General features: G+C 69.9%; 20 protein-coding genes, 1 tRNA gene and 1 pseudogene. 12 read left to right on the top strand and 10 right to left on the bottom strand.

The genetic code is table 11. The features are described from left to right. From BBA86_RS03715 to BBA86_RS03705, 3 genes are read right to left on the bottom strand one after another with little or no spacing between them, the layout of a single operon-like run. The gene (locus BBA86_RS03715; protein ID WP_065570350.1) at nucleotides 1-1,443 is read right to left on the bottom strand and encodes a CDP-glycerol glycerophosphotransferase family protein; all 1,443 of its coding nucleotides are present in this window, start codon (nucleotides 1,441-1,443) and stop codon (nucleotides 1-3) included. Beyond that, entirely contained in the window at nucleotides 1,440-2,681 is a 1,242-nt protein-coding gene (locus BBA86_RS03710; RefSeq protein ID WP_065570349.1) for a CDP-glycerol glycerophosphotransferase family protein, read from the bottom strand. The genes BBA86_RS03715 and BBA86_RS03710 overlap by 4 nt, the downstream gene beginning before the upstream one ends. Before the next feature lie 52 nt (nucleotides 2,682-2,733). Beyond that, on the bottom strand, nucleotides 2,734-4,197 hold the full coding sequence (locus BBA86_RS03705) for a S1C family serine protease (protein ID WP_065570348.1): 1,464 nt from the start codon (nucleotides 4,195-4,197) through the stop codon (nucleotides 2,734-2,736). 126 nt (nucleotides 4,198-4,323) lie between these two features. Here BBA86_RS03705 and BBA86_RS03700 point away from each other — a divergent pair, with 126 nt between their 5' ends. Continuing rightward, on the top strand, nucleotides 4,324-5,532 hold the full coding sequence (locus BBA86_RS03700; protein WP_065570347.1) for an aminotransferase class I/II-fold pyridoxal phosphate-dependent enzyme: 1,209 nt from the start codon (nucleotides 4,324-4,326) through the stop codon (nucleotides 5,530-5,532). 15 nt (nucleotides 5,533-5,547) lie between these two features. On the opposite strand, the gene BBA86_RS03695 is transcribed toward BBA86_RS03700, so the two are convergent. Continuing rightward, the gene (locus BBA86_RS03695) at nucleotides 5,548-6,357 is read right to left on the bottom strand and encodes a carbon-nitrogen hydrolase family protein (RefSeq protein ID WP_065570346.1); all 810 of its coding nucleotides are present in this window, start codon (nucleotides 6,355-6,357) and stop codon (nucleotides 5,548-5,550) included. Next, complete coding sequence (locus BBA86_RS03690) at nucleotides 6,354-6,863, bottom strand: DUF6328 family protein (protein WP_065570345.1); 510 nt, start codon at nucleotides 6,861-6,863, stop codon at nucleotides 6,354-6,356. The genes BBA86_RS03695 and BBA86_RS03690 overlap by 4 nt, the downstream gene beginning before the upstream one ends. A gap of 82 nt (nucleotides 6,864-6,945) precedes the next feature. Here BBA86_RS03690 and BBA86_RS03685 point away from each other — a divergent pair. After that, nucleotides 6,946-7,019, top strand: a tRNA-Met gene (locus tag BBA86_RS03685). 57 nt (nucleotides 7,020-7,076) lie between these two features. Here BBA86_RS03685 and BBA86_RS03680 read toward each other — a convergent pair. Continuing rightward, nucleotides 7,077-7,550 (bottom strand): MarR family winged helix-turn-helix transcriptional regulator, encoded by a 474-nt coding sequence (locus BBA86_RS03680; protein WP_065570344.1) that lies wholly within the window; start codon nucleotides 7,548-7,550, stop codon nucleotides 7,077-7,079. Between the two features lie 71 nt (nucleotides 7,551-7,621). Here BBA86_RS03680 and idi point away from each other — a divergent pair, with 71 nt between their 5' ends. The 7 genes from idi to BBA86_RS03645 are packed head-to-tail and all read left to right on the top strand — an operon-like array spanning nucleotide 7,622 to nucleotide 13,186. Then, nucleotides 7,622-8,170, top strand: a complete 549-nt coding sequence (gene idi, locus BBA86_RS03675) for an isopentenyl-diphosphate Delta-isomerase (RefSeq protein WP_065570343.1) — start codon at nucleotides 7,622-7,624, stop codon at nucleotides 8,168-8,170. After that, nucleotides 8,167-9,231 carry a polyprenyl synthetase family protein gene (locus tag BBA86_RS03670; RefSeq protein ID WP_065570342.1) on the top strand — a complete coding sequence of 355 codons (1,065 nt, stop codon included), beginning with the start codon at nucleotides 8,167-8,169 and terminating at the stop codon, nucleotides 9,229-9,231. Before idi ends, BBA86_RS03670 begins: the two co-directional genes overlap by 4 nt. After that, nucleotides 9,228-10,112 carry a phytoene/squalene synthase family protein gene (locus tag BBA86_RS03665; RefSeq protein ID WP_065570341.1) on the top strand — a complete coding sequence of 295 codons (885 nt, stop codon included), beginning with the start codon at nucleotides 9,228-9,230 and terminating at the stop codon, nucleotides 10,110-10,112. Before BBA86_RS03670 ends, BBA86_RS03665 begins: the two co-directional genes overlap by 4 nt. Further along, complete coding sequence (crtI, locus tag BBA86_RS03660; protein ID WP_065570340.1) at nucleotides 10,109-11,662, top strand: phytoene desaturase family protein; 1,554 nt, start codon at nucleotides 10,109-10,111, stop codon at nucleotides 11,660-11,662. The genes BBA86_RS03665 and crtI overlap by 4 nt, the downstream gene beginning before the upstream one ends. A 5-nt stretch (nucleotides 11,663-11,667) precedes the next feature. Beyond that, nucleotides 11,668-12,009, top strand: coding sequence for a lycopene cyclase domain-containing protein (locus BBA86_RS03655; RefSeq protein WP_065570339.1), 342 nt, complete (start codon nucleotides 11,668-11,670; stop codon nucleotides 12,007-12,009). Then, the gene (locus BBA86_RS03650) at nucleotides 12,006-12,314 is read left to right on the top strand and encodes a lycopene cyclase domain-containing protein (protein WP_065570338.1); all 309 of its coding nucleotides are present in this window, start codon (nucleotides 12,006-12,008) and stop codon (nucleotides 12,312-12,314) included. Before BBA86_RS03655 ends, BBA86_RS03650 begins: the two co-directional genes overlap by 4 nt. Continuing rightward, nucleotides 12,311-13,186, top strand: coding sequence for a prenyltransferase (locus tag BBA86_RS03645; protein WP_065570337.1), 876 nt, complete (start codon nucleotides 12,311-12,313; stop codon nucleotides 13,184-13,186). The genes BBA86_RS03650 and BBA86_RS03645 overlap by 4 nt, the downstream gene beginning before the upstream one ends. 27 nt (nucleotides 13,187-13,213) lie before the next feature. Here BBA86_RS03645 and BBA86_RS03640 read toward each other — a convergent pair whose 3' ends face one another. Together BBA86_RS03640 and BBA86_RS03635 are read right to left on the bottom strand one after the other, a co-directional pair. Further along, a complete protein-coding gene (locus BBA86_RS03640; protein WP_065570336.1) occupies nucleotides 13,214-16,141 on the bottom strand; it encodes a UPF0182 family protein in 2,928 nt (975 codons plus the stop codon). Between the two features lie 79 nt (nucleotides 16,142-16,220). Beyond that, nucleotides 16,221-17,345, bottom strand: coding sequence for a PDZ domain-containing protein (locus BBA86_RS03635; protein ID WP_065570335.1), 1,125 nt, complete (start codon nucleotides 17,343-17,345; stop codon nucleotides 16,221-16,223). A gap of 126 nt (nucleotides 17,346-17,471) precedes the next feature. Here BBA86_RS03635 and BBA86_RS03630 point away from each other — a divergent pair, with 126 nt between their 5' ends. Continuing rightward, entirely contained in the window at nucleotides 17,472-18,887 is a 1,416-nt protein-coding gene (locus BBA86_RS03630) for a zinc-dependent metalloprotease (RefSeq protein ID WP_065570334.1), read from the top strand. Nucleotides 18,888-18,985: 98 nt separating this feature from the next. Continuing rightward, a pseudogene (locus BBA86_RS14755) lies at nucleotides 18,986-19,660 on the top strand (hypothetical protein); the annotation flags it as partial. 16 nt (nucleotides 19,661-19,676) lie between these two features. Here the strand turns inward: BBA86_RS14755 and BBA86_RS03615 are convergent. Further along, nucleotides 19,677-21,389 carry an ATP-dependent helicase gene (locus BBA86_RS03615; protein WP_065570331.1) on the bottom strand — a complete coding sequence of 571 codons (1,713 nt, stop codon included), beginning with the start codon at nucleotides 21,387-21,389 and terminating at the stop codon, nucleotides 19,677-19,679. Then, the gene (gene nudC, locus BBA86_RS03610) at nucleotides 21,386-22,288 is read right to left on the bottom strand and encodes an NAD(+) diphosphatase (RefSeq protein ID WP_065570330.1); all 903 of its coding nucleotides are present in this window, start codon (nucleotides 22,286-22,288) and stop codon (nucleotides 21,386-21,388) included. Before nudC ends, BBA86_RS03615 begins: the two co-directional genes overlap by 4 nt. 64 nt (nucleotides 22,289-22,352) lie before the next feature. Between nudC and BBA86_RS03605 the strand changes: the two genes are divergently transcribed. After that, nucleotides 22,353-23,582 carry a phosphotransferase gene (locus tag BBA86_RS03605; protein WP_223247017.1) on the top strand — a complete coding sequence of 410 codons (1,230 nt, stop codon included), beginning with the start codon at nucleotides 22,353-22,355 and terminating at the stop codon, nucleotides 23,580-23,582. The last annotated feature ends 30 nt before the right edge of the window (nucleotides 23,583-23,612 follow it).

Below are 23,612 nucleotides of genomic sequence, written 5' to 3'. Positions count from 1 at the left end.
TCAATCGCGCGGGATCATGTCCTGATCGAGAAGTCTCGCGACCACTCGCTCCGCGGCACGCCCGTCGTCGCGGGCGTTGAATCGCGACACCCAGGATGCGTAGCGGTCCGCGAAGCGGCCAGGCGTGCCCGTGTCGGTGAGCGCTGACGTCAGTTCGTCCTGCGTCGACGTGAGCGGACCGGGGGCTCTGACGGCCAGATCGAAGTAGAAGCCGCGCAGCTTGCCGCGGTAGTGATCGAGATCCGGAACGAAGAAGTAGACCGGCTTGCCCGTGACGGTGAAATCGAACATCACCGACGAGTAGTCCGTGATGAGCGCATCCGCTGCACGCAGGAGCGCCGAGGTGTCCGGGTAGGTCGTGACGTCGATGACTCGCGAGCCGGTCGCATCCGCCCCCGGAACCAGGGTGCGCGAATGTCCCCGCACGAGGACGATCGCTCCGGTGTCGTCTGCCAGTCGTTCCAGGTCGAGGAAGTCCACCATCTCCTCACGATCGTCCCGCCATGTCGGCGCGTAGAGGAGGACTCTCGCGTCCGGCGAGACGCCGAGTTCGCGGCGGACCCGATCCTCGTCGCCGGCGACGAGGACGTCGTTGCGCGGGTAGCCCTCGACCCAGATCGGCCGCCGCCCGAATGCGTACGCCTTCTCGAGGATGCCGGCCGCGTAGGGACTCTGCGCGAGAAGTACGTCCCAGCGCCTGCTCTCCCGGACGACGGCGAGAGCGCGCCGGGGATCGAACCCGGGACGCTGAAGGGCGAGACGCTTGAGCGGCGTGCCGTGCCAGGTCTGCAACACCCGCTGGCCGGGCCGACGGACGAAGCGCCGCCGCAGCCAGTCGTTGACGACGAGAAGGCGAGCGGCCCCCCGGACCCGCCACCATTCGGGAGAACCCTCGACCACGGGCACGGCGCCGCCGGGAACGTCCACGGAGCGGTCCGACACGCTCCAATACCGCGTCACCCCTGGCGCGACACGAGCGATCTCCGCGTCGATCGCGCGCGGGTTGCAGCTCGCGTTTCTGCCGTAGAAGCTCTCGAAGAGGACGGCGTTCTCGAGTTCCGAGGACCCATGGGCGTACGCCCGCTCCAGGGCGGACTGCCCCGCGGCGGAGGCATCCACGTCCGTCAGAGGCGGCGAGACGACGACACGCCCGCCGTCGAGCTCAACTGCGAGAGCCTCGCCGACGGTCCGCGCGAAGGGCGCGAGGTCGGCGGCGACGTCTCCGGCGTCCACCACGACGCGGTAGGCGCCGCTCGGGAGCGCGAGGAGCGGGCCGCCCCATCGCGAGACGCGCATCGGTATCGTCGCCCGCCAGCCGGCATCCGTTTCCGCGACAGCGCCGTCGACGCGTGCTCGCGCGCCTTCGAGACGGATGCCGGAAGGCGCGGCCCCAGGCCCCTCGAGGATGAGCACGTCACCCGATGCCAGCGCGGACCGGATCATTCGTTGCCTTTCGTCGTTCGCGACGCGTCGAGCCCGCGACGGATGGCCCGGTACACGCGCTCGGCGTTGCCGCCGTCGCGGTACATGTGAACGCGGGAGCTGAGGTCGCGAGCCCGCGCGATCCGCCGCGCACGCTCGGCATCATCGAGCAGGACGACCGACAGCTGGCGGACGACCTGACTCCACGAGGTCGCCACGTCCTCGCCCGCGAGGTCGCGATATCGCCCGTAGAAGCCACGCTCGACGGCGTAGCGGGACTCATCCGGCGCGAAGAAGACGACGGGGAGCGGGATGAGCGCCGTGTCGTAGACGAGGGAGGAGTAATCGGTGATCAGAGCGTCGAACGCCGGGAGAACCGGCGTGACATCGGCGACGCGGTCTGCTCCCATCTGCCGGACGCGATCGGTCCCCGGAGGCGGCGTGTAGTCGCCGGCGCCCAGCGGATGCGAGCGGATCACGAGCACGGCGTTCGCGGACTCGAGCGACTCGACGATCGTCGCCCACTCCGACGGGCTGGGGATCGCGGGGTCCGGCGCCCCGTCTCGCCAGGTCGGTGCGTAGAGGACGAGACGAGCGCCCGTGGCCGGTCCGACGAGCGCTTCGACCGACGCACGCGCCTCAGCGGCCGAACCGACCGACAGCACGTCCACGCGCGGTTCGCCGGTGACCGGGATCCGGTCGTAGCGGAGACCGAAAGCCGACTCGAGGCGGCCTCGGACGAGGTGGGACGCGGCGGGCAGCAGACGTATGCGCCGCTGAGTGCGCCGGTAGGCGTAACGCAGAAGGCGAGCCAGGCCCGGCACGTTCACGGGCGCTTTCGCCGTCGCTGGAGAGTCCAGCCCGAGTCGCTTCAGGGGAATGCCGTGCCACAGCTGCACGAGGAACGCGCCCGCCGTACCGTAGCGGTTCACGTCTCCTGCGCCGTGGGTCACCACGACCACGCGCGCCCGGGCGGTGAGCCAGAACCCGACGAAGCCGGCTTTCGGAGCGGACGAGAGGCCCGCGCGTCGGGCGTCGGCGGCATCCTTCTCCGATCCTGTCAACCAGACGGCGCGCTCTCCGTTCGCTGCGGCGACCTTCCAGAGCGCCCACGCTCCTTCGCCGATCCCCGCGGCCGAGCCGAACACCCACAGGTCCTTCGATCGAGGGATGACCCGCGTCCCGAGAAGTCCGAGCAGGTGGACCGGGATTCTCAGCACCTGCGCCGCATTGCCCGACGAGAACGAGAACGACCCCATCCCGCGAGCCTATCGCGGGATGGGGTCGTGCCTCGGGGTGTCGCCGGAGCGATCAGTCGTTCAGGGTGCCCAGCGTGACATCGGCGCTGAGCGACCTGCCGTCGCGGACGTAGACGAGGTCTGCCGAGCTACCGGCAGCCAGCGCGCGGACCTGGGCCGTCAGGTCGGTGGCGTCGCGGACCGGCACTCCGTCGAACTCGGTGACGACGTCGCCGGCCTTGAGTCCTGCCTTCGCCGCGGCGCCGCCGGGGGTCACGTCGCTGATCAGCGCGCCGGCGACGGTGCTGTCCTTCGCGTCGGCGGAGTTCCCGACCATCGCGCCGAGCAGACCGTGGGTGGCCTTGCCGTCCTTGATGATCTCGTCGGCGACGCGCTTGACGACATTCGACGGGATCGAGAAGCCGACACCGATGGAGCCCGCCTCGCTCGACGAGGACGACCCGCCGCCCGCGGTCGCGATCGCGACGTTGATGCCGATGAGGTTTCCCTCGTCATCCACGAGTGCGCCACCGGAGTTGCCCGGGTTGATGGCGGCATCCGTCTGGATGACCGCGATCGAGATCGTGCCCGACGAGCCCGACCCGCGCTGCTGCCCCTGCCCGAAGTCGAACTGGAACGGCGACTCGCCGTTCTGGCCCTGGCCCTGCTCCTGCTCGCCGGAATCGGGGACGGCGGAGGAAGCGATCTGGATCGAGCGGTTCAACGCGCTGACGATGCCGGTCGTCACCGTGTTGGACAGGCCGAGCGGTGCGCCCACGGCAACCGTCGTGTCGCCGACGTTCAGCTTCGCCGAGTCGGCGAACGTGATCGGAGTGAGATCGCTCGCGTCGGTCAGCTTGATGACGGCGAGGTCGTAGATGGGATCGGTCCCCACGATCTTCGCGTTGAAGACGCGGCCGTCGGAGGTCGTGACCCGGAGGGAGGCGTCGGAACTCGCGCCGTCCAGAGTCACGACGTGCGTGTTGGTGACGACGTAGCCGTCTTCGCTGAGGACGACACCGGACCCCGTGCCGCCGCCGCTCGACGACGTGGCGCTGATCGTGACGACGCTCGGCAGGGTCTTGGTGGCGATGCCGGTGGTCTGGTTGACCTGATCGGGGTCGTTGACCGTGATCTGGGTCGACCCCTTGGGGGCGACGGCGGTCGCCTGCGGCTGGAAGACGTCGTTCCCGATCGCCGCGCCGCCCAATCCCGACACCGCTCCCACGATGGCAGCGGCGACGAGCACGGCCACGATCTTGCCCGAACCCACCTTCGCATCGTGAGGGCGTCCCGACGTCGACTCACCGGGTAGGGGCTGCGTGGTGAACGCCGCCCCCGGGGCGTGCTGACCGGCATCGTGGGCGCTCTGCTGGTGATGAGCCTGGGCGTACCACGGCTGGTCGGAGGGGTGCCCGGCCGACGAGGGGGCACCGGAGGTGCCCTGGTATCCGGGCGCGCCGGCGTCGGGAAGCGGCGGTCGCGGGGGCACATTCGCGCCGGACGTGTTCGGGTCGGGGGTGTTCGATTCGCTCATGGGACTGCTCCTTTTTCGAGGCGACTTCAGAGTGCTCCCGGAGTCTGTGGACCAGCTATGCCACCCCTCCGATCAGCCTATGGGAGTGCAGCGGATATCCGGGTCGAGCAGCGATACGCTGAACCGGTGCTGCACATACCCGGAGCTTGGCAACGCGCGGCTCGCGGGGCAGGCCTCCTGTCCCCCACCGGCGACCTGGCGCCCACGATCTTCGCCGAGGTCACGGCCGCTGCGATCCGGCACGACGCGATCAACCTCGGCCAGGGTTTCCCGGACGAGGACGGTCCGGCCGACGTGCTCGACGCAGCCATCGACGCGATCCGGACCGGGGCCAACCAATACCCGCCGGGGCGGGGGATGCCGGTGCTCCGAGACGCGGTCGCGGATCATCAGCACCGGTTCTACGGCGTGGACCTCGACCCCGACCGTGAGATCGTCATCACCGCCGGAGCGACCGAGGCGCTGACCGCTGCGATCCTGGCGCTCGTCGACGGGCCCGACGACGACGTCGTCGTCTTCGAACCGTTCTACGACTCCTACGCAGCGGCGGTCGCGCTCGCCGGCGCACGCCTGATTCCGGTTCCGCTGCGGTGGCCGCGTCTGGAGCCGGACCTGGACGACCTCCGGGCGGCCGTCACCGATCGGACGAGGATCATCCTCGTCAACGATCCCCACAACCCGACCGGAACGATGTTCTCCGCCGAGGTCCGCCAGGAGATCGTCCGGCTGGCTCATCTGCACGACGCGCTCGTCGTGACGGACGAGGTCTACGAGCACCTGGTCATGTCCGGTCGCCACACGCCGATCGCCACACTGCCCGGGGCCGCCGAGCGGACGCTCACCATCTCGTCGGGCGGGAAGACGTTCCGCACGACCGGGTGGAAGGTCGGCTGGATCAGCGGACCCGCCGACCTCGTCGACGCCGTCCTCGCCGTCAAGCAGTACCTCACGTACGTCAACGCAGCGCCCTTCCAGCCCGCGATCGCTGTCGGCCTCGGGCTGCCCGACCGGTACTTCGAGGATCTCGCGGCGACCCAACGCCAACGGCGCGATCTGCTCGGCGCGGGCCTGGTCGCGGCTGGATTCGACGTGGCCACTCCCGCGGGGTCGTACTTCACGGTGGCCGACGTGCGCTCCATGCTCGCCGAGGGTGAGGATGCCGCGGACTTCTGCCGCGAGCTTCCCGCGCGCGTCGGCGTCGTGGCGATCCCCGTGACGGCGTTCGTGACGTCCGAGCACCGGGACGACTACGCGACGCTCGTCCGCTTCGCCTCGTGCAAGCGGACGGACGTCATCGCGGAGGCTGCCCGCCGGTTGGGGGCATCCACCCGCTGACACACGCCGCGCGCGTCACTCGCGTGCCGCGACCGTATAGCGGCGCAAGGCGAGAGCGGGGTTCACTCGGCGGACCCGCTCGACGACACGAGGGTCCACGAAAGCCACCGCGACGTCCGTGGCCGTCCCGATGTGCACGACCGGCACGCCCTGCGGATCGACGACGACCGAGTGTCCGACGCCGAGGGGCGGCGGGTGGTCCGCACCGGCGACGTACAGGGTGTTCTCGATGGCACGAGCCTGCAGCAACGTCCGCCAGTGGTCCTCCTTGAGAGGCCCGCGGACCCACTCCGCCGCGACGAGGACGACGTGCGCGCCGGTGTCGGCGAGCACACGGGCGACCTCCGGGAAGCGGAGGTCGTAACAGGTCATCAGGGCGAATCGGATGCCGCCCCGATCGAAGGTCTCGGGGACGTCGATGTCCCCCGGCTCGACCCAGTCCGACTCCCGCTGTCCGAAGGCGTCGTACAGGTGGAGCTTGCGGTAGCGGGCCACGACGCCTCCGGCATCCACGGCGACGACGGTGTTGCGGACTCTGCCCGGTGACGCCGCGCGCTCGACCATCCCTGCGACGATGTGGACCCCATGCGCGGCAGCCAGCGCCGCCAGCGCGGTGACGAACGGGCCGCCGAGATCCTGCGCATGCTCGGCCAGCGAGGCGTCGAAGGGGTCCACGAAGTAGCTCGAGTACTCGGGGAGGAGCACGACGTCCGCACCGCGATCACGCGCACGCGCGACGAGGTCGGCGATCGCATCGAGGTTGGCCGACTCATCGGCGGTCGGAGCGAACTGGGCCACGGCGACGCCGAGGGGCGTGACGGTCATGAGGTCCTCTCCGAACGGCGCTGGGCGATCACGGGTGCGACGACCCACAGTCCCGCGATGACGACCGCGAGACAGGCACCCGCGATCCAGGATGCCGCACCTCCCACGACGACGTCGAACACGAAGCCGACGACGCCGATCAGGAGGAGGGACACGAGCCCGAGTGCGCCCAGCATGCAGACGTGGCCGAAGCGGACGATCGCCGGCTTCGCGCGACGCGCGAACAGGAAGCGGTGCACCGATACGGGAGCGAGCGCCACGACGGCGCTGAGCGCGGAGAGCGCCACCAGCACCAGGTACATCCCGCGCTGGGCCGCGTTCAGGTCGCCGAACGATGGCTGGAATGCGAGGGCCAGAAGGAATCCGGTGAGGATCTGGGTTCCGGTTTGGAGCACGCGCAGCTCCTGCAGGACCTCGTTCCAGTTGCGGTCCGCCCGCTCGTCTCGGGTCTCATCCCGACCGTCGGGTTGGGCGTCCGAGGTGACGTCGAGGTCTCGCGCAGGCATGTCCTCATCCTGCCCAGTCCCGGGACCGTCCGCGCCCCGATTCGCGTCCCCCCGAATCGCGTGCTAGTGTTTTCTCTTGTGCCGCGGGGTGGAGCAGTTCGGTAGCTCGCTGGGCTCATAACCCAGAGGTCGCAGGTTCAAATCCTGTCCCCGCAACAAAAAGAAGAAGGCGTTCCCTCTCCGGAGGGGGCGCCTTCTTCGATTCCGGGCAGATCACTGAGGCAGCATCGCCGTCTCCATGTCGGACAGGAAGCGCACGATCGTGCGCAGCTCATCATCGGAGTATCCGTCGGCCGCGCTCCTCATCCGCCGCAGCCGCTCTCCGAAATGGCGACGGAACGTCACGCGTGCCTCGTCGGTCAGCACGACGATCCGGGCGCGACGATCGTGCGGATGAGGGATGCGCGTCAAGTAGCCGTCCGCAGTGAGCCGGTCCAGCAGCTTCGTGGTCGAGGCCGTCGAGATCGCGAGGTGCGTCGCCAGATCGTTGGGCTTGACCACCTCACCGTGCTGCTCGCGGATGATGAGCATCCGCAACGCAGCGAGATCGGTCGCGTTCATGTCCATGTCACCGCGCATACCCGCGTACATTCGATCCAGAGAGTCCGAGAACGCGCGGATCGCCTCGAGGGCGTTCACCACGACGGCCTCCCGCTCGGTCGTCGGGATCCACGGTTCTGCAACCATTGGACACCTCCTGGGTCGATAGGTAGCATGACGGATGATAGCTAGATAATCTAGCAACTTACGGAGGAATCGTGCCTGACATCGAGTACGTCGTTTTGATGGATGACGACGGCCGCGACATCGGAACGGCTCCCAAGGCAACGGTCCACGGTACCGACACGCCCCTCCATTTCGCATTCTCGTGCCACGTGTACAACGCCCGAGGCCAGATCCTCGTGACACGTCGGGCGCTCAGCAAGGCGGCGTGGCCGGGCGTGTGGACCAACTCCTTCTGCGGCCACCCCGGCCCCGGCGAAGCGGTCGTCGACGCCGTTCACCGGCGCGCCGCCCACGAAGTCGGCCTGGTCATCCGCGACGTCACGCCGACCGTCCCGGACTTCCGCTACCGCGCGGTCGACGCCTCGGGGATCGTCGAGAACGAGATCTGCCCCGTCTACGTCGCCTACGCCGACGAGGATCCGATCCTCAATCCCGACGAGGTCGCCGAAGCGCGGTGGGTCGACCCCGCCGACTTGGCCGCCTCCGTCTCCGCAGCACCGTGGGCCTTCAGCCCCTGGCTCGTCCTCCAGGCGCAGCAGTTCGATCTGGCAGACCCGGTCACCGTTCGGAGGGCCTCGTGATCACCCTCTCCGCGATCGCACGACGCGAGATCGACGATGCCCTGCAGGTCGCTCTCGAGCGTCTCCGCATCCGCTCGGCGGCCCTTGGCGAGGCGTCGGCCGCCCTCGGTGAGGCTACGGCCGCCTCCGCCACGGGCGGCAAGCAGCTGCGACCCGCGCTCGTCGTCGCCGCATTCCAGGCATTCGGTGGCGACATCGGCCACTCCCCCGGGCTCTGGCGAGTCGCCGCCGCGTTCGAACTCCTGCATGCGGCGTTCGTGGTGCACGACGACCTGATCGACGGCGACGTCGAGCGTCGCGGCATCCCGAACGTCGTGGGACGGTTCCGGGAACGCGCTCTGGCCCGCGGCGGCGACGCCGACGACGCGAACCTGCTCGGCGCCGCTGCGGCCGTCCTCGCCGGGGATCTCCTGCTGTTCGAGGCGACCCGCCTGATCGCCACCGCCCCGGTCACTGCACCGCAGCGGGCCGCCCTGTTCGTCCTCCTCGACGACGCGCTCCTCATCTCGGCCGCCGGCGAGCTGGCCGACGTCGAGCAGACGATCGGCGCCGACCTCCCGCCCACGGACTCCCTGATCCGCACAGCCCGCGACAAGACGGCTTTCTACTCCTTCCAGGCTCCGCTGGCCGCGGGTGCCCTCCTCGCGGGCGCCAGCGACGACGAGCGGGCGGCACTCGAATCCGCGGGCTCCGCGATCGGAGTCGCCTTCCAGCTCGCCGACGACCTGATCGGGACCTTCGGTTCGCGGGCCGAAGCCGGTCGTGAGCCAGGCGCCGACCTCCGCGCGTCCAAGCGGACGCCGCTGATCGCCATGGCCGCTGAGACCGAGGCGTGGCCGCGCATCGCGTCCGCCCTGGCGATGGCGCCGACCGGCCCCATCGCGATCGCCGAGGCGCAGCGCGAGCTCGCCGCCAGCGGAGCACGGGAGCGTGCTGTCGACATGATCGCCGAGACGCTCCGCTCCGCACGGAGCCACGCCGCCGACGCCGCGCTCCCCCGCGACGCCGTCGTCCTCCTCGCTTCGCTCGCCGCCGCTGTGGAGGACCGCATCCCGCGATGAGCGATTCCCTGTACGACGAGACCGCAGCGGCAGCGGCGGCATCGGTCATCCGCGCCTACTCCACATCTTTCGGACTCGCCACGACTCTTCTGGGCCCGCGCGTGAGGGGGCATGTGCGGAACGTCTATGCGCTGGTCCGGGTCGCCGACGAGATCGTCGACGGCGCCGCCGACGCCGCCGGCGTCCCCCTCGACGAGCAGCGACGCGTCCTCGACGCGCTCGAGGCGGAGACCTACGCGGCGATCGACCGCGGCTTCAGCGCGAACCTCGTCGTGCACGCCTTCGCCCGCACCTCGAGGGAGTGCGGGATCGCGCAGGTGCACATCGAGCCGTTCTTCGCATCGATGCGCACGGACCTCGAACGGGCCGAGCACGACGACGCGTCGCACGACGACTACGTGTACGGCTCCGCAGAGGTCGTCGGACTGATGTGCCTGCAGGTCTTCGTCAACGCGGGTCGCGTCTCACCGCGGGACCCCGATCCGGACCTCGTATCGGGCGCACGCCGTCTCGGCGCAGCGTTCCAGGACATCAACTTCCTCCGCGACCACGCGGACGACTCCGGTCGCCTCGGCCGGGACTACCTCGGTGTGGGCGTTGGGGCCGAGCGTCGCATCGAGGTCCTCGCACGCATCGACGCGGACCTGGATGCCGCGGAGGCGACGATCCCGCTCCTTCCCGCGGACTGCCGTGTCGCCGTCGCGACGGCGCACGGGCTGTTCGCCTCGCTCGCTGACAGGTTGCACCGGACCGAGGACGTCGACACGCGCGTCCGCGTCCCGAACCCCGTCAAAGCAGCGATCGCGGTCCGCGCCGCCGTCGCGCACCGCACCTTGCTGCCCGCCAGACGACCCGCATCCTCACGGAGGTCCCCCGCATGACCCGCCGCATCGCCATCATCGGAGGCGGGATCACCGGTCTCGCGACCGCTGCGCTCCTCGCCGACCGCGGGGATGAGGTGACCGTGTTCGAGGCGCTGGACGACATCGGCGGCCGCGCAGGCAGCTGGGAGAAGGACGGCTTCCGGTTCGACACCGGGCCGAGCTGGTACCTCATGCCCGAGGTCTTCGATCACTTCTTCGCGCTCCTCGGCACGACGGCCGCGGAACAGCTCGACCTCGTGCGGCTCGACCCGGCCTACCGGGTCTACCACGAGGGCGAGCGAGAGCCGTTCGACGTGGTGTCGGGACGGGATGCCGCCATGGCCGCCTTCGAGGCGCGCGAACCCGACGCCGGCGCGAAGCTGGCCGACTACCTCGACTCCGCCGGCGAGATCTACGACCTCGCCGTCTCCCGGTTCCTCTACGACCCCTACGTCTCGCTGAAGGGGCTGGCCCACCCCGACGTCCTCAGCAAGCTCGGCACGCTGCTGCCGCTCCTGCTGCGCCCCCTCTCGGCCCACGTCGAGAAGCAGTTCTCGGACCCCGTCCTCCGGCAGGTTCTCGGCTACCCCGCCGTGTTCCTCGGCGGCTCGCCCTACGACGCTCCGAGCCTCTACCACCTCATGAGCCACCTCGACCTCGACGACGGCGTGCTGTATCCGCGAGGCGGTTTCGTGCAGATCATCCGCGCCATCGCCCGCCTGGCCGAGGAACGCGGTGCCGTGATCCGGACCTCGGCCAAGGTCGAGCGGATCATCACCGTCGGCGACGTGGCCACCGGCATCCGCCTCGCCGACGGCACCCGCGTCGAAGCCGACCACGTCATCTCCACGGCCGACATGCACCACACCGAGACGGAGCTGCTCGAGCCCGACCTCCGCTCGCGGAGCGACGCCTGGTGGGACAAGCGGGTCCCCTCGTTCGGTGCCCTCCTGATCCTGCTCGGAGTGGAAGGCGAGCTGCCTGAGCTCGAGCACCACACCCTCCTGTTCACGAAGGACTGGAAGGCGAACTTCGACGCCATCTTCGGCGAGGACACCACCGGCGCGATCCCCGACCCCGCATCGCTCTACGTGTGCCGGCCGAGCGCCACGGATGACGACGTCGCACCCGCCGGTCACGAGAACCTGTTCGTCCTCGTCCCCATGCCCGCCGCTCCGGAGCTCGGTCGCGGCGGCGTGGACGGTGCCGGCGACGCCCCGATCGAGGCCGCCGCGGACGCCGTGATCGCCCAGATCGCCGACTGGACCGGCGTCAACGACCTCGCGGAACGTGTGCGCGTCCGGCGCACGATCTCCCCCGGGGACTTCGCCGCCGACTTCGGCTCGTTCCGCGGCGGTGCACTCGGGCTCGCCCACACCCTGCGCCAGTCGGCCATGTTCCGGCCGGGCCTGCGATCGAAGGTCGACGGGCTGCTGTACGCCGGCCAGACGGTCCTCCCCGGCGTCGGGCTGCCCATGTGCCTCATCTCGGCCGAACTCATCGTCAAACTCCTCGACGGAGACGTCTCCACAGGACGACTGCCCGAGCCTCTCGCTTCGGAGCGCTGAGCACGATGCCGGGTGTCTACCTCGGCGCCCTGATCGTCTCGGCGCTCGGCGTTCTCGCCGTCGACCTCAGACACCGACTCGCCCTCGGTTCCGCACCGGGCCGCACCGCCCTCCTGATCGGATGCGGGACGGTGTTCCTCCTCGTGTGGGATCTCGTCGGGATCGCGACGGGCGTCTTCGTCCGAGGCGACAGCCCGCTGCTGATCGGGATCGATCTCGCACCGCACCTGCCTCTGGAGGAGCCCGTCTTCCTCGCTTTCCTCTGCCACCTCGCCCTCGTGATCCACGCCATCGTCACGCGCGTCCGCGCGGCACGCGGCCGACCGCGAGGCCCGGAGACGACGTGACCTACCCGCTGATCCTCATCCCGTTCCTCGTGGTCACGCTCGGAGTGACGCTCGCCTCGCTGGGCCGTCCCGGCCGCCGCGAGCGACTCGTCGCCTCGGCGTGGACCGCCGCAGCACTGTTCGCACTCACCGCGGTGTTCGACAATGCGATGATCGCCGCGGACCTGTTCACCTATCCCGAGGAGCACATCAGCGGCATCCGGATCGGCCTGGCCCCCATCGAGGACTTCGCATACCCGCTCTGCGTCGCCTTCCTCCTTCCCGCCGTGTCGGCGCTGATTCCCGAACGGAAGGATGCCGCATGACGCCGCTCCGCTTCGCGCACCAGCTCTTCGTCTCGTCCCGACCCGTCAGCTGGATCAACACGGCGTTCCCGTTCGCGGCGGCGTATCTCTTGAGCACGCGCGAGGTCGATGTCTTCCTCGTCGTCGGGACGATTTTCTTCCTCATCCCCTATAACGTCGCGATGTACGGCATCAACGACGTCTTCGACTACGAATCCGACCTTCGGAATCCCCGGAAGGGCGGGGCGCACGGGGCGATCCTCGAAAAGAGCCTGCACGCGCCGACGCTCTGGGCATCCGGCGTGCTCTGCGCACCGTTCGTGGTCTTCCTCGTCATCTCGGGTCCACCGCTGTCGTGGGTCGTCCTGACCCTCAGCCTGGTCGCCGTCGTCTTCTACAGCGCGCCTCCGCTGCGCCTCAAGGAGCGGCCCTTCGCCGACTCGGTCACCAGCAGCATCCACTTCTCCTCGCCGGCCGTCTACGCGCTCGTGCTGACGGGTGCGACCTGGACGCCGCAGCTCGCCCTCATCATCGTGGCCTTCGCACTGTGGGGCGTGGCCTCCCACGCCTTCGGTGCAGTGCAGGACGTCGTCGCCGATCGCGAGGCGGGCATCTCATCGATCGCGACGGCCCGCGGGGCCGCCTGGACGGTGCGGTTCTCTCTGGTGGCCTACGCGGCAGCGGGCCTGGCGATGCTCGCCACGACGTGGCCGGGGCCGCTCGCCGCGATCGTGGCGCTCCCCTACCTCGCGACCGTGTGGCCGTACCGGTCGGTGTCGGACGCGGAGGCAGCGACCGCCACCCGGGGCTGGGACCGGTTCCTCTGGCTCAACCAGTTCGCCGGCTTCGTCGTGACCCTGCTCATGATCTGGTGGGGGCTGTTCCTGTCCTGAACAGCCCCCACCAGGATCATCGCGCGGTCAGTTCCCGTCGAGCTGGATCAGCCGGTCGATGATGTTGGTGAGCTTCTCGTCTTCCTGACCGTAGGTCGCCCAGTCGCCCTTCTGCATGGCGGCGTCGCGCGCCATCATGACCTCGCTTGCCTCCTGCAGGAGACGGGCAGTCTCATCGCCCGTGCCCGCCGACGGCGGCGTGTTGTCACCACCGCCGGGGGTCTCGGTCGGAGTCGCGGTCGGGGATCCCGAGGGTGCCGGACTCGGCGCGGTTCCCTCGTCACCGGTCGTCGCACCCGAATCGCCACCGAACAGCTTGTCGAGCGCCTCCTGCAGCGTGTCCTCGAAGGCGACCTCGTCGCCGAAGGCGACCAGGATCTTCCGCAGGGCGGGGAGCTGGGTTCCACTCGACGCCTGCACGAAGATCGGCTGGACGTACAGCAGGCCGCCACCGACGGGCAGCGTCAGCAGGTTGCCGTTTCGTACTTCGGACTGGCCCTGGCGCAAGAGGTTCACCTGTTGCGCGATCGTCTCGTTCGAGCTGAACGTGTTCTGGACCTGGCCGGGACCCGGAACCGAGACGTCGGCACTGATCTCCAGCATCCGGAGCTTGCCGTAGTCGGGGTTCTTCTCCCCCTTCGTGCTGCCCGCATTCGCATCGACGGCGAGGTACCCCATCAGCACGTTGCGTTCCTGGTCGCCTTCAGCGGCGGGAATGAACGACGTGAACATCGAGTAGGTCGGATCCGGCTGGCCTGGCATCTTCATCGTCAGGTAGTACGGCGGCTGCAGGTTCGACTGCGTCACCGGGTCCTGCGGCGTGCGCCACGCGTTGTCGCGGCGGATGAAGGACTGCGCATCGTCGACGTGGTAGGTGCCGAGCATCGCGCGCTGCACCTTGAACAGGTCGGTCGGATACCGCACGTGACTCATGAGGTCGCCGGACATCTCGCTGATCGGTCGGAGCGTCGACGGGTAGACCTTCTGCCACGCCTGGAGCAGCGGGTCCGTCTCGTCCCACGCGTACAGCTTCACCGACCCGTCGTAGGCGTCGACCGTCGCCTTGACGGAGTTGCGCATGTAGTTGATGTCGTCGAGGGCGACCCGCGGCTGGGTGTTCGTCGTGTCGGAGATCGCATTCCGAAGACTGACGATCGACGAGTAGGGGTAGTTGTTGCTGAGGGTGTAGCCGTCGATGATCCACACGACGCGTCCGTCCACGACGCTCGGGTACGGGTCGCTGTCGAGCTCGAGGTACGGCGCCACCTTCTGGACTCGGTCCCGCGGGTTCCGGTCGTAGAGGATCTGCGAGTTGTCGTTGATCCCGTCCGAGAAGAGAATGTCGGTGGACTGGAACTTGAGTGCGTACAGGAGCCGGTTGAACGGGTTCCCGATGTTGGGTCCGCCGTCGCCGGTGAAGGTGGTCCGGGTCTGACCGGCGCCGTCCTCGCCACGGGGGTAGTCGAGCTCCACGGGCTCGCTCCCCTTGGGGGCGCCGACGATCGAGTAGGTCGGGGACGATTCGCCGAAGTAGATGCGGGGCTCGTACTTCGACTCATCCGTCAGAGAGCCCGACGTGGGGATGCCGCGCTCGAGGAAGACGGGGTCGCCGTCGGCCGTGCGGTCGTTGCCCTTCGCCGCGACGACTCCGTAGCCGTGCGTGTAGACGAGGGTGTTGTTGTACCAGGACTGCGCATTCCCCAGCTGGTCGAGGTTCAGCTCGCGCACGGACACGACGGCATCCTGGGTCTCGCCGTCGATCTGGTAGCGGTCCACGTCGAGCGGGTTCTGGAACTGGTAGTACGACCGGTACTGCTCGAGCTGGCGGACCGTGGGACCGATGATGGCGGGGTCCATGATGCGCAGCGAGGCAGTCGTCTCCGCATCGGCGCGGAGCTGGCCCTTCTCGGCAGTGGTGACGGCTTCGTACTCGGTCTTCTCGAGCCCGTCGATCCCGTACGCGAACTTCGTCGCGCTGAGGTTGCGATCGACGTACGGCGCCTCGTAGGTCTCGAGGTTCGGCGCAACCTGGAACTGGCTGACCGCCCACGGGTACGCGACTCCTACGACGAGCGAGGAGACGATGAGGAGCCCGGTTCCGATGAGCGGGAAGCGCCAACGGCCGATGACGGCCGTCACGACGAACAGTGCGGCGACGATGGCCGCGGCGATGGAGACGATCGCGAGTCCCGGGATGACCGCGTTCACGTCGACGTAGCTGGCACCGGTGAAGCGATCGCCCTGCGTCGTGAGCGTCTTGTACCGGTCGAACCACAGGCTGACCGCCTGGACGGCGAGGTAGAGGGCCGCGACGACCGCGAGCTGGATGCGCGCGGCCTTCGAGATGCGGAGTTCCCGCTGGCCGACGCGGACGGAGCCGTAGAGGTACGCGACGACCACGGTCACGAGCAGGCAGATCAGCAGGACGGCCGACACGAAGCCGAGCACGATGCTGTAGAACGGCATCTGGAAGAGATAGAAGCCGGTGTCGAGGCCGAACTGCGGGTCCTTCTGACCCGTCGAGACGCCGTTGGCCCAGAGCCACACGGTCTCCCACTGCGCCGACGCGGCGAAGCCGGCGAAGAAGCCGAAGAACACCGGGATGCCCCACATCGCCAGGCGACGGAGGGGCTCGACGACCTCTTGATAGTGGTCGAGCTGCGAACTCAGCCGGGCGTACACGGGACGCAGGCGGTAGGCCAGCTGGATGGCGGCGAACACGGGGGCGGCCATCGCGAGGAACCCGATGACGAACATGACGACGCGCGCGGTCCACTGCGTCACGAGGACGCTGTCGAATCCGAGCTGCCGGTACCACTGCCAGTCGGTGTAGAGGTTGGCGAACGCGAAGAACGCGATCACCAGCACAACCAACACGCCGACGGTGATGGCGATCGTGCGACGGACGGGATTCGGAGGGGTGGACGTGGCCGGCCCGGCAGGTGTCGAGGTCACCCTCTCATCCTAGGCGGCGGCTCTTGCACCCCGGCCTCGCGCCCGTGCGCTCTCGGCGGAATCGCAGGGGGTGCCGCGGTCAGCGGGCAGTGCAGACCGGCAGATCGTCGACCCCGGAGCCGGTGCGGATCGCGTCGAGCGCCGCGAGCGACTCGTCGAGCTTCGAGACGGGGATCACACGGAGACCGCTGGGGACGTGTCCGACGACCTCGTTGCAGTTCTCCTTCGGGGCGAGGAAGTACGTCGCACCGGCATCCCGTGCACCGTAGAGCTTCTGCCGGATGCCTCCGATCGGACCGATCGTGCCGGCCGAGTCGATCGTCCCGGTACCGGCGACCTGCTTCCCGCCGTTGAGCTCCCCGGGGGTGAGCGTGTCGATGATGCCCAGGGCGAACATCTGTCCCGCGCTCGGTCCCCCGATCCGGTCGAGCTGGATCGTCACGTCGATCGGGAAGTCGAAGTCGCGCTCGGTGGTGATCCCGATGATCCAGACCGGGCCGTCCGTCGATTCCGTGCGGACGGGCGTGATCGTGACGGGACGCTCCTCTCCGCCACGACGGACCACGAGATCGACGGGGTCACCCTCACCGTCGTTGATCACGGAGCGCAGTTGCGCGGTGTCGGTGATCTTCGTCCCGGCGGCGGAGACGATCTCATCACCCACCTGAAGGATCCCCGTCGCCGGAGAGTCCTTCGGGAGGGCCCCCACCCCGACGTGCTCACGGACCGTGTAGCCGAGCTCAGTGAGGGCTGCGGCCGTTGCTTCCTTCTGGGAATCGACCATCAGCGCGGCGTTCTCCTCGTTCCGCTGCTCCGTCGTCGTCCCCGCCGGGAAGATGCTGTCGACGGGAAGCACCGCTTCGGCGGGGTCGAACCAGGCGAGAGCGAGTTCGAACCACGAGGGGGTCTGCTCGCGGTTGCCGACAACCTGGACCGTCGTGAGGTCGAGGGCACCGGTTGTCGGGTACGTCTTCGCTCCCGACACCGAGATCAGCGGGACGTCCTTGCCATCGGCGTTCTCGGCGGTCCCGAGGGTGTTGACCACGGGCCCCTGCCGCTGGATGACGTAGCCGGTCGGGAGGAAGCTCAGGACGAGAAGTGCGACGAGCGCGACGACGAGCGCCCAGACGCCGGCGGCGAAGCGGCGAGAGCGGGGCGAACTGCGCGGCTCGACGCGCTCGGGTGCAGGCGTGAAAAACGACACGCTGGTCCTTCCTCCGGCGCTCGTTCGCGACCGGCGTACACGGGACATCTCCCGCTCGGACCGGGCGGAGAAAACCTGCCACTAGCGTAGAACGAGACGTCTCCCCCCTGCTGAAAGGCGCCTGACATGACCGATCCTGCGGACGACGAGCTCCCCGGCGACGACGATTTCGCCGAGATGCTGCGGCGCATGCTGGGAGGACAGGGAGGGATCGATCCCGAACAGCTCCGCCAGCTCTCGAGCATGGGCATCGACCCCGCCATGATGCAGAACATCATGCGCCAGTTCCAGGCCGCCATGTCGGCGGACGGCGACGACGACGGCCTCGATTGGTCCGCCGCGAAGACGCAGGCTCTGCACATCGCTAACCGTGACGGCCTCGGCATCAGCTCCGGCGCCCGCACGGAGTTCGATCAGGCGTTCGCCCTCGCGTCGCTGTGGTTGAGCGAGGTGACGGGGATTGCCGAACTCGCTTCCACCCCGCACCCCATCACCCGAGGCCAGTGGGTCGAGGCCACGCTGCCGGTGTGGCAGGAGCTCGCGGAGCCGGTGGCGACCTCGATCAGCGACGCCCTCATGGCGGCGCTCGAGTCGCAGACCCCCGAGGAGATGCGTCCGGCGATCCAGGGGGCCGGCCGGCTGATGCGTCGCATGGGCGGCGCGCTGTTCGCCGGCCAACTGGGCTCGGTCATCGGCAAGCTCTCCCTCGAGGTCGTCAGCGGCGGGGACGTCGGCATCCCTCTCATGCCCACGGGCGCCGCGGCCATCCTGCCGCAGAACTTCGCCGATTTCGGACGCGATCTCGAGATCGAGGAGGACCAGCTCGCGCTCGTCCTCGCGACCCGCGAACTCGCCCACGCCCGCCTCTTCCGTCACGCGCGGTGGCTGCGCCTGCACGTGATCTCGCAGGTGACGGACTTCGCCCGGGGCGTCCATGTGGACACGGATGCGCTCGAAGACCTCGCCTCGCGTTTCGACCCGTCCGCCCCCGAAGAGCTGAAGGCCGCGATCGAGAGCGGTGCCCTCCTCCCCCAGCGTTCCGAGGCTCAGGTCGCCGCCCTCACTCGACTGGAGAACCTCCTCGCCACGATCGAGGGATGGGTCGACGTCGTGACCGCGGACGCCACGACGCGGGTTCCGGCAGCAGATCGCATCGCCGAGGCGGTGCGCCGTCGTCGCGCCGTCGGCGGTCCCGGCGAGCAGGCGATGGCCTCGCTCGTCGGCCTGGAGTTGCGGCCCCGTCGCCTGCGCGAAGCCGCCGCGATGTGGCGAGCCGTGACGGATGCCGTCGGCCCGGCTGTCCGCGACGGACTGTGGGACTACCCCGACCTGATGCCGACGGCCGAGGACATCGACGACCCGGCCGGTCTGATCGTCCGTCTCCAGGCTCGCCAGCGGGGCGAGGAGCCTGAGCGCGACGCGTTCGACGACGCCCTCGCCGCGCTCCTCGACGAGGAAGCCGGAGCAGACGGCACCGCCGACGAATCCCCCACGGGTGACGAGTCGGGCGACGACGGCCCGACCGGCCCGCGCCCGGTCTGAGCCGACAGCCTCCTCCACAGGCACCCCGCCACGGATCACGGTCCCGGTGACTGTGGAGGGGCTGCCCGCAGCGCCACGGTCATCGACAGAATCGCGGCATGCTGCGCCTCGCCCCCTCGCATCCACCGCTCTGGCGGACACCGACGAGTGTTCAACTCGGGATCGACGACAAGAGGCTCCTGACGGGACTGCATCCGTGGCAGGAGCGTCTTCTCGATGAGCTCGTCAGCGGCATTCCGGACGCGCGCCTCGGGCCGCTCGCGCGGGAACTCGGCGCGAGCGATGTCGAGGCCGCGGCGTTCCTCCGCCGCATCGAGGGCTCGCTCGCGACGGACGAGACCGCGAGCCCCCGCGTCCGGGTGGAGCTCCCGGCAGATCTCGGGCACGAGGATGAGCGGACCCTCCTGGTGGGGATGGCGGGCGCGGGGCTGACCCTGGCGGACTGCGCGCGGTGGGCTCTGCCACCCGGGCGTGCCCCGATCGTCCTCGTCGCCGCGCGCCTGGTCGACCCGCATCGCGCCGCACGCCTGACGGCCGACGACGTTCCGCACCTACCGATCGAACTGTCCGGCGACCGGGTCGTGGTCGGGCCGTTGGTCATCCCCGGCGAGACGGCCTGCCTCGCGTGCGTCCATGCCGAGCGGCGAGAACGTGATGCGGAATGGCCGCTCGTCGCCGCTCAGCTGCTCGCCCGCCCGTCCGTCCCGACGGATCCTCTGCTGCTCGTCGAGGCAGCCGCCCTCGCCGCTCGGATGCTCCGAACGAGGGACGTCGGGCGATCGATCGTGGTCAGCGCGACGGACGACCGGCGCGAGCTCCGCGAGCACCGCCCTCACGGATCGTGCCTCTGCCGATCTCCTGAAGGAATCTGGACCGCTGACGCTCCCGATTCCCCGAGCGCTGCGCCCATGACAACGACAGCGTTCGCGCGGCCCGCGTGACCCCGACGTACGTGAGACGTCGTTCCTCGTCGATCTGCTCGAAGGTCGACGCGTAGGAGATCGGCAGCAGACCCTCGCTCAGTCCCATCAGATGCACGTGCGCCCACTCCAGCCCCTTGGCGGCGTGGAGTGTGGCCAGCGTCACCGTGCGCATCGCCGGCTCGTGCTGCGCCTTGGCGCGGGCGGTCAGCTCATCCGTGAAGCCGCGGAGGGTCGTCCCCTCCGGTGCCTCCTCAGCCAGACGGAGGACCGCCGCACGGGCCTCCCACGCGTCGCGGAGCGCGCCGCCCGCGGGGGGTGCCTCGTCCGTCAAACCGAGCGAGCGCAGCACGTCGCGGACCGTCGCGATGAACGATCCGGACAGCGGCGCGACCGACGCACCGCGCAGGGCCAGGAGTGCCTGGCGGACCTCGGGGAGGTCCCAGAACCTCTTGCCGCCCAGCACCGTCGCCGGAATGCCGCGGGACGAGAGCGCGGCCAGGAGCGGCGCCGACTGGGCGTTCAACCGGTACAGGACGGCGATGTCGTGCGGGTCGATGCCCGCCTTCAGCTGCGCGGCGATCCGATCGGCGATGCCATCGGCCTCGGCGGCGTCATCGTCGTAGGACGTGACCTCGGGAGCGGGACCGGCGGGCGCGGGCGTCACGAGCTGGAGCGCGCCGGGCCGCCCGCGCATGAGTTCGTTCGCGACCGCCAGGACCGCGGCATCCGATCGGTAGTTGCGTTCCAGACGGACCACGGTCACGTCGTCGTCGCGCTCGGCGAACTCGAGCAGATACCGCGGGTCGGCGCCCGCGAAGGAATAGATGGTCTGACTCGCATCCCCGACGACGCACAGATCCTTGCGGTCGCCGAGCCACAGCTGGAGCAGGCGGTGCTGGACCGGCGAGACGTCTTGGTACTCGTCCACCGTGAAGTGGCGGTACTGCTCGTGCACCGCGGTCGCGACGCGAGGCTCGGACTCGATCATCCCGGCGCACGCGAGGAGGACGTCCTCGAAGTCGAGCTGACGCCGCTCGTCCTTCAGCTTCTCGTACGCGCGCTGCAGGCCCACGAGGGGATCGATCGAGAGCCCCGGGATGCCGCCCGGCCGCGCCTGCGCGTAGTCCTCGATCGATCGCATCGTGACCTTGCGCCATTCGATCTGCGAGGCGACGTCACGGAGCGTCGACGCATCGAGGCGGAGCCCGATCCCGTCGGCGGCGTGCGAGAGGAGGCGGACCTTGCTGTCGACGATCGCCGGGGCGGTGTCGCCGGCGACCTGCGGCCAGAAGAAGTTCAGTTGCGCGAGTGCAGCCGCGTGGAAGGTGCGCGCCGCGACGCCCTCCACGCCGAGCGCCCGCAGCCGTCCGCGTAGCTCGCCGGCAGCCTTCGTCGTGAACGTGACCGCCATGACGCGCTGGGGCGAGTAGGCGCCGGTGTCGACGCCGTGGGCGATGCGATGCGTGATGACGCGCGTCTTCCCGGTGCCTGCGCCGGCCAAGACGCACACGTGGCCGCGGAGCGTGCTCGCCGCCTCGCGCTGGCGGTCGTCGAGATCGGCGAGAGGGTCTGCGCTCACTCCCCCACCCACCGCAGGATCAGGCTCCGAGCGATGGACGCGGACCCCGGGAGCCGGACGTCAGCTCGGCCCGCGAGAGCCTCGCGGATCTCAGCACGCGTGAACCAGCGGACGTCGAGGATCTCCTCCCCGTCGGGACGCGCCTCGTCATCGGCGACGGCGTAGGCCGTGAACCCGAGCATGAGCGAGCGCGGATACGGCCACGCCTGCGATCCGCGGTAGACGATCCGGTCCAGGCGCACGCCCGCCTCTTCGGCTACCTCCCGCTCGACGGTCGTCTCGAGAGACTCCCCCGCCTCGACGAAGCCGGCGAACGTCGAGTACACCGGAATGTCCCCCCAGGCGGCGTTGCGCCCGAGCAGGAGGCGCTCACCGTCGGCGCTGGCGACGGCCACGATGACGGCGGGATCCGTCCGCGGGAAGTGCTGTCGCCCGCAGACGACGCATCGCCGGGACCAGCCCGCCTGCTGGATCTCGGTCGCTCCGCCGCAGGCCGGGCAGAACGGCGCGTCGAGCAGCCAACGCGCGAGGCTCAGCCCCTGGACGACGCGCCCGGCGTCGTCGGGATCGAGGTCCCCGCCGATCACGCGCAGGCTGCCCCACTCCGCCGCGTTCACGGCGGGTTCGCCAGCCGAGGCGGGCAGTGCAGCCAGGGCGACGGCACGCGCTTTCGCGTCTCGACCGAGGAACGCCCAGACGGCGTCACCGGGGACGGCATCGGGGCTGAGCCACTGGAGCGCGAAGTGCCCGTCGAGCGGGGCGCGATCGCCGTGCAGCAGCAGCACCCGGGTGTCGGCGTCCTGCTGGATGCGGGTGAGCAGACCTTCGTCGAGCCGCTCGTCGGCTGCACGGTCGATGACCGCTCGAGCCAGTGGCGGCGGGACGTCCTTCGTCGTCATCGAGGACCTCTCTTGCGGGCGTGGCGCGAATGCGCTGCGGCGGGCCCCGCCTACCCTGGGGGGCATGGCACGCTCTCCTCTCACTCTAGCCGCGGCGGCGACGGCAGCTCTCTCGCAGGCTTCGGGCGTGCGCACGAGCATCACCGCGGCGGGACGCCTGAGCGAGGGGGCCGGCGGACGGTACGACACCGCTCTCGTCCACCTCGACGACGGCACACGCCTCGTGGTCCGCGTCCCGGAGAGCGATGAGGCCGAAGCCGACGCCTCACGGGAGGCCGCCGCGCTCGCGGCGCTGACGGCGGGGGTACGCGCGATGCTCCCGTTCCGCGCCCCCGAGATCCTGGGGCGATCGAGCATCGAGGGCCGCACCGCGCGCGTCGAAACCCACTTGGCGGGATACCGCGTCGACGCCGCCCACATCCCGGCGGGTCGCGGCGTCGCGACGGCCATCGCGACAGCGATCGCCGGCATCCACGATCTCCCGACCTCGATCGTCCAGAGCGCGGGGTTGCCCTCCCGGACGGCCGCGCAGGTCCGGTCCGACACCGAACGCCTCCTCGATCGTGCCGAGGCGACCGGCCGCCTGCCGTTCGGGCTCCTGCGGAGGTGGAGCCGTGCCATCGCGCTCGACGGCCTGTGGAATGTCGAGCCGACGGTCGTCCTCGGCGGCGTCGACCCCGCTGCCTTCACCCTGACCGACGTCGACGGGGTGCCGACCGTCGACGGGCTGCTGTCGTGGGGCGGACTGAGCGTCGGGGATCCCGCCGAGGACCTCCGCTGGATCGCCAGCGCTCCCGATGCCGCCTCGGACGTCATCGCCGCATACTCCGCGGCCGCCGGACGCTCACCCGACACCATGCTCGCCGAGCGGGCTCGCCTGCACGCCGAACTCGAGTTCGCGAAGTGGCTCGTGCACGGGCACGAGTCCGCATCCGAGTCGGTGATGACGGATGCCGTCGCCCTCCTCACCTCTCTCGACGAGAGCGTCCGCGACGAGCCGCCGATCGGATCGGGGACGGTGAGCGTCGACGACGCGATCGCGGCGATCGGCCGCGTGCCCGCCGCGACCGCGGACGCCATCGACACGTCGATGCAGACCGACGCCTACGACCCCGGCATGCTCGACGGCTACGAGGACGAGGCGCCGGAACCGGCGGCATCCCGAACCGATGAGGAGACCGAGCCGATCGAGTTCAGCGACTGGCCCGGCGCCGAGGACGCGCCGGCCGCCGAGGAGCGCGACCCCGACGACGCGGCCAAGAACGCGCTCCGCCGCTGGACGGGAACAGCCTGAGCCGCATCGGCCGCTGATCCTGCGCCCCGG

The organism is Microbacterium oleivorans (genome assembly GCF_001691565.1).
GTDB classification, from domain to species: Bacteria; Actinomycetota; Actinomycetes; order Actinomycetales; family Microbacteriaceae; genus Microbacterium; species Microbacterium oleivorans_B.
The sequence above is the reverse complement of the archived record's forward strand: the minus strand, read 5'-3'. Positions and strand labels throughout refer to the sequence as shown.

Bases quoted from the DNA above. Each gene is read 5' to 3' on its own strand.
- BBA86_RS03715 (WP_065570350.1), bottom strand. From the start codon at position 1,443: ATGATCCGGTCCGCGCTGGCATCGGGTGACGTGCTCATCCTCGAGGGG.
- BBA86_RS03710 (WP_065570349.1), bottom strand. From the start codon at position 2,681: ATGGGGTCGTTCTCGTTCTCGTCGGGCAATGCGGCGCAGGTGCTGAGA.
- BBA86_RS03705 (WP_065570348.1), bottom strand. From the start codon at position 4,197: ATGAGCGAATCGAACACCCCCGACCCGAACACGTCCGGCGCGAATGTG.
- BBA86_RS03695 (WP_065570346.1), bottom strand. From the start codon at position 6,357: ATGACCGTCACGCCCCTCGGCGTCGCCGTGGCCCAGTTCGCTCCGACC.
- BBA86_RS03690 (WP_065570345.1), bottom strand. From the start codon at position 6,863: ATGCCTGCGCGAGACCTCGACGTCACCTCGGACGCCCAACCCGACGGT.
- BBA86_RS03680 (WP_065570344.1), bottom strand. From the start codon at position 7,550: ATGGTTGCAGAACCGTGGATCCCGACGACCGAGCGGGAGGCCGTCGTG.
- BBA86_RS03665 (WP_065570341.1), top strand. From the start codon at position 9,228: ATGAGCGATTCCCTGTACGACGAGACCGCAGCGGCAGCGGCGGCATCG.
- crtI (WP_065570340.1), top strand. From the start codon at position 10,109: ATGACCCGCCGCATCGCCATCATCGGAGGCGGGATCACCGGTCTCGCG.
- BBA86_RS03655 (WP_065570339.1), top strand. From the start codon at position 11,668: ATGCCGGGTGTCTACCTCGGCGCCCTGATCGTCTCGGCGCTCGGCGTT.
- BBA86_RS03645 (WP_065570337.1), top strand. From the start codon at position 12,311: ATGACGCCGCTCCGCTTCGCGCACCAGCTCTTCGTCTCGTCCCGACCC.
- BBA86_RS03630 (WP_065570334.1), top strand. From the start codon at position 17,472: ATGACCGATCCTGCGGACGACGAGCTCCCCGGCGACGACGATTTCGCC.
- nudC (WP_065570330.1), bottom strand. From the start codon at position 22,288: ATGACGACGAAGGACGTCCCGCCGCCACTGGCTCGAGCGGTCATCGAC.
- BBA86_RS03605 (WP_223247017.1), top strand. From the start codon at position 22,353: ATGGCACGCTCTCCTCTCACTCTAGCCGCGGCGGCGACGGCAGCTCTC.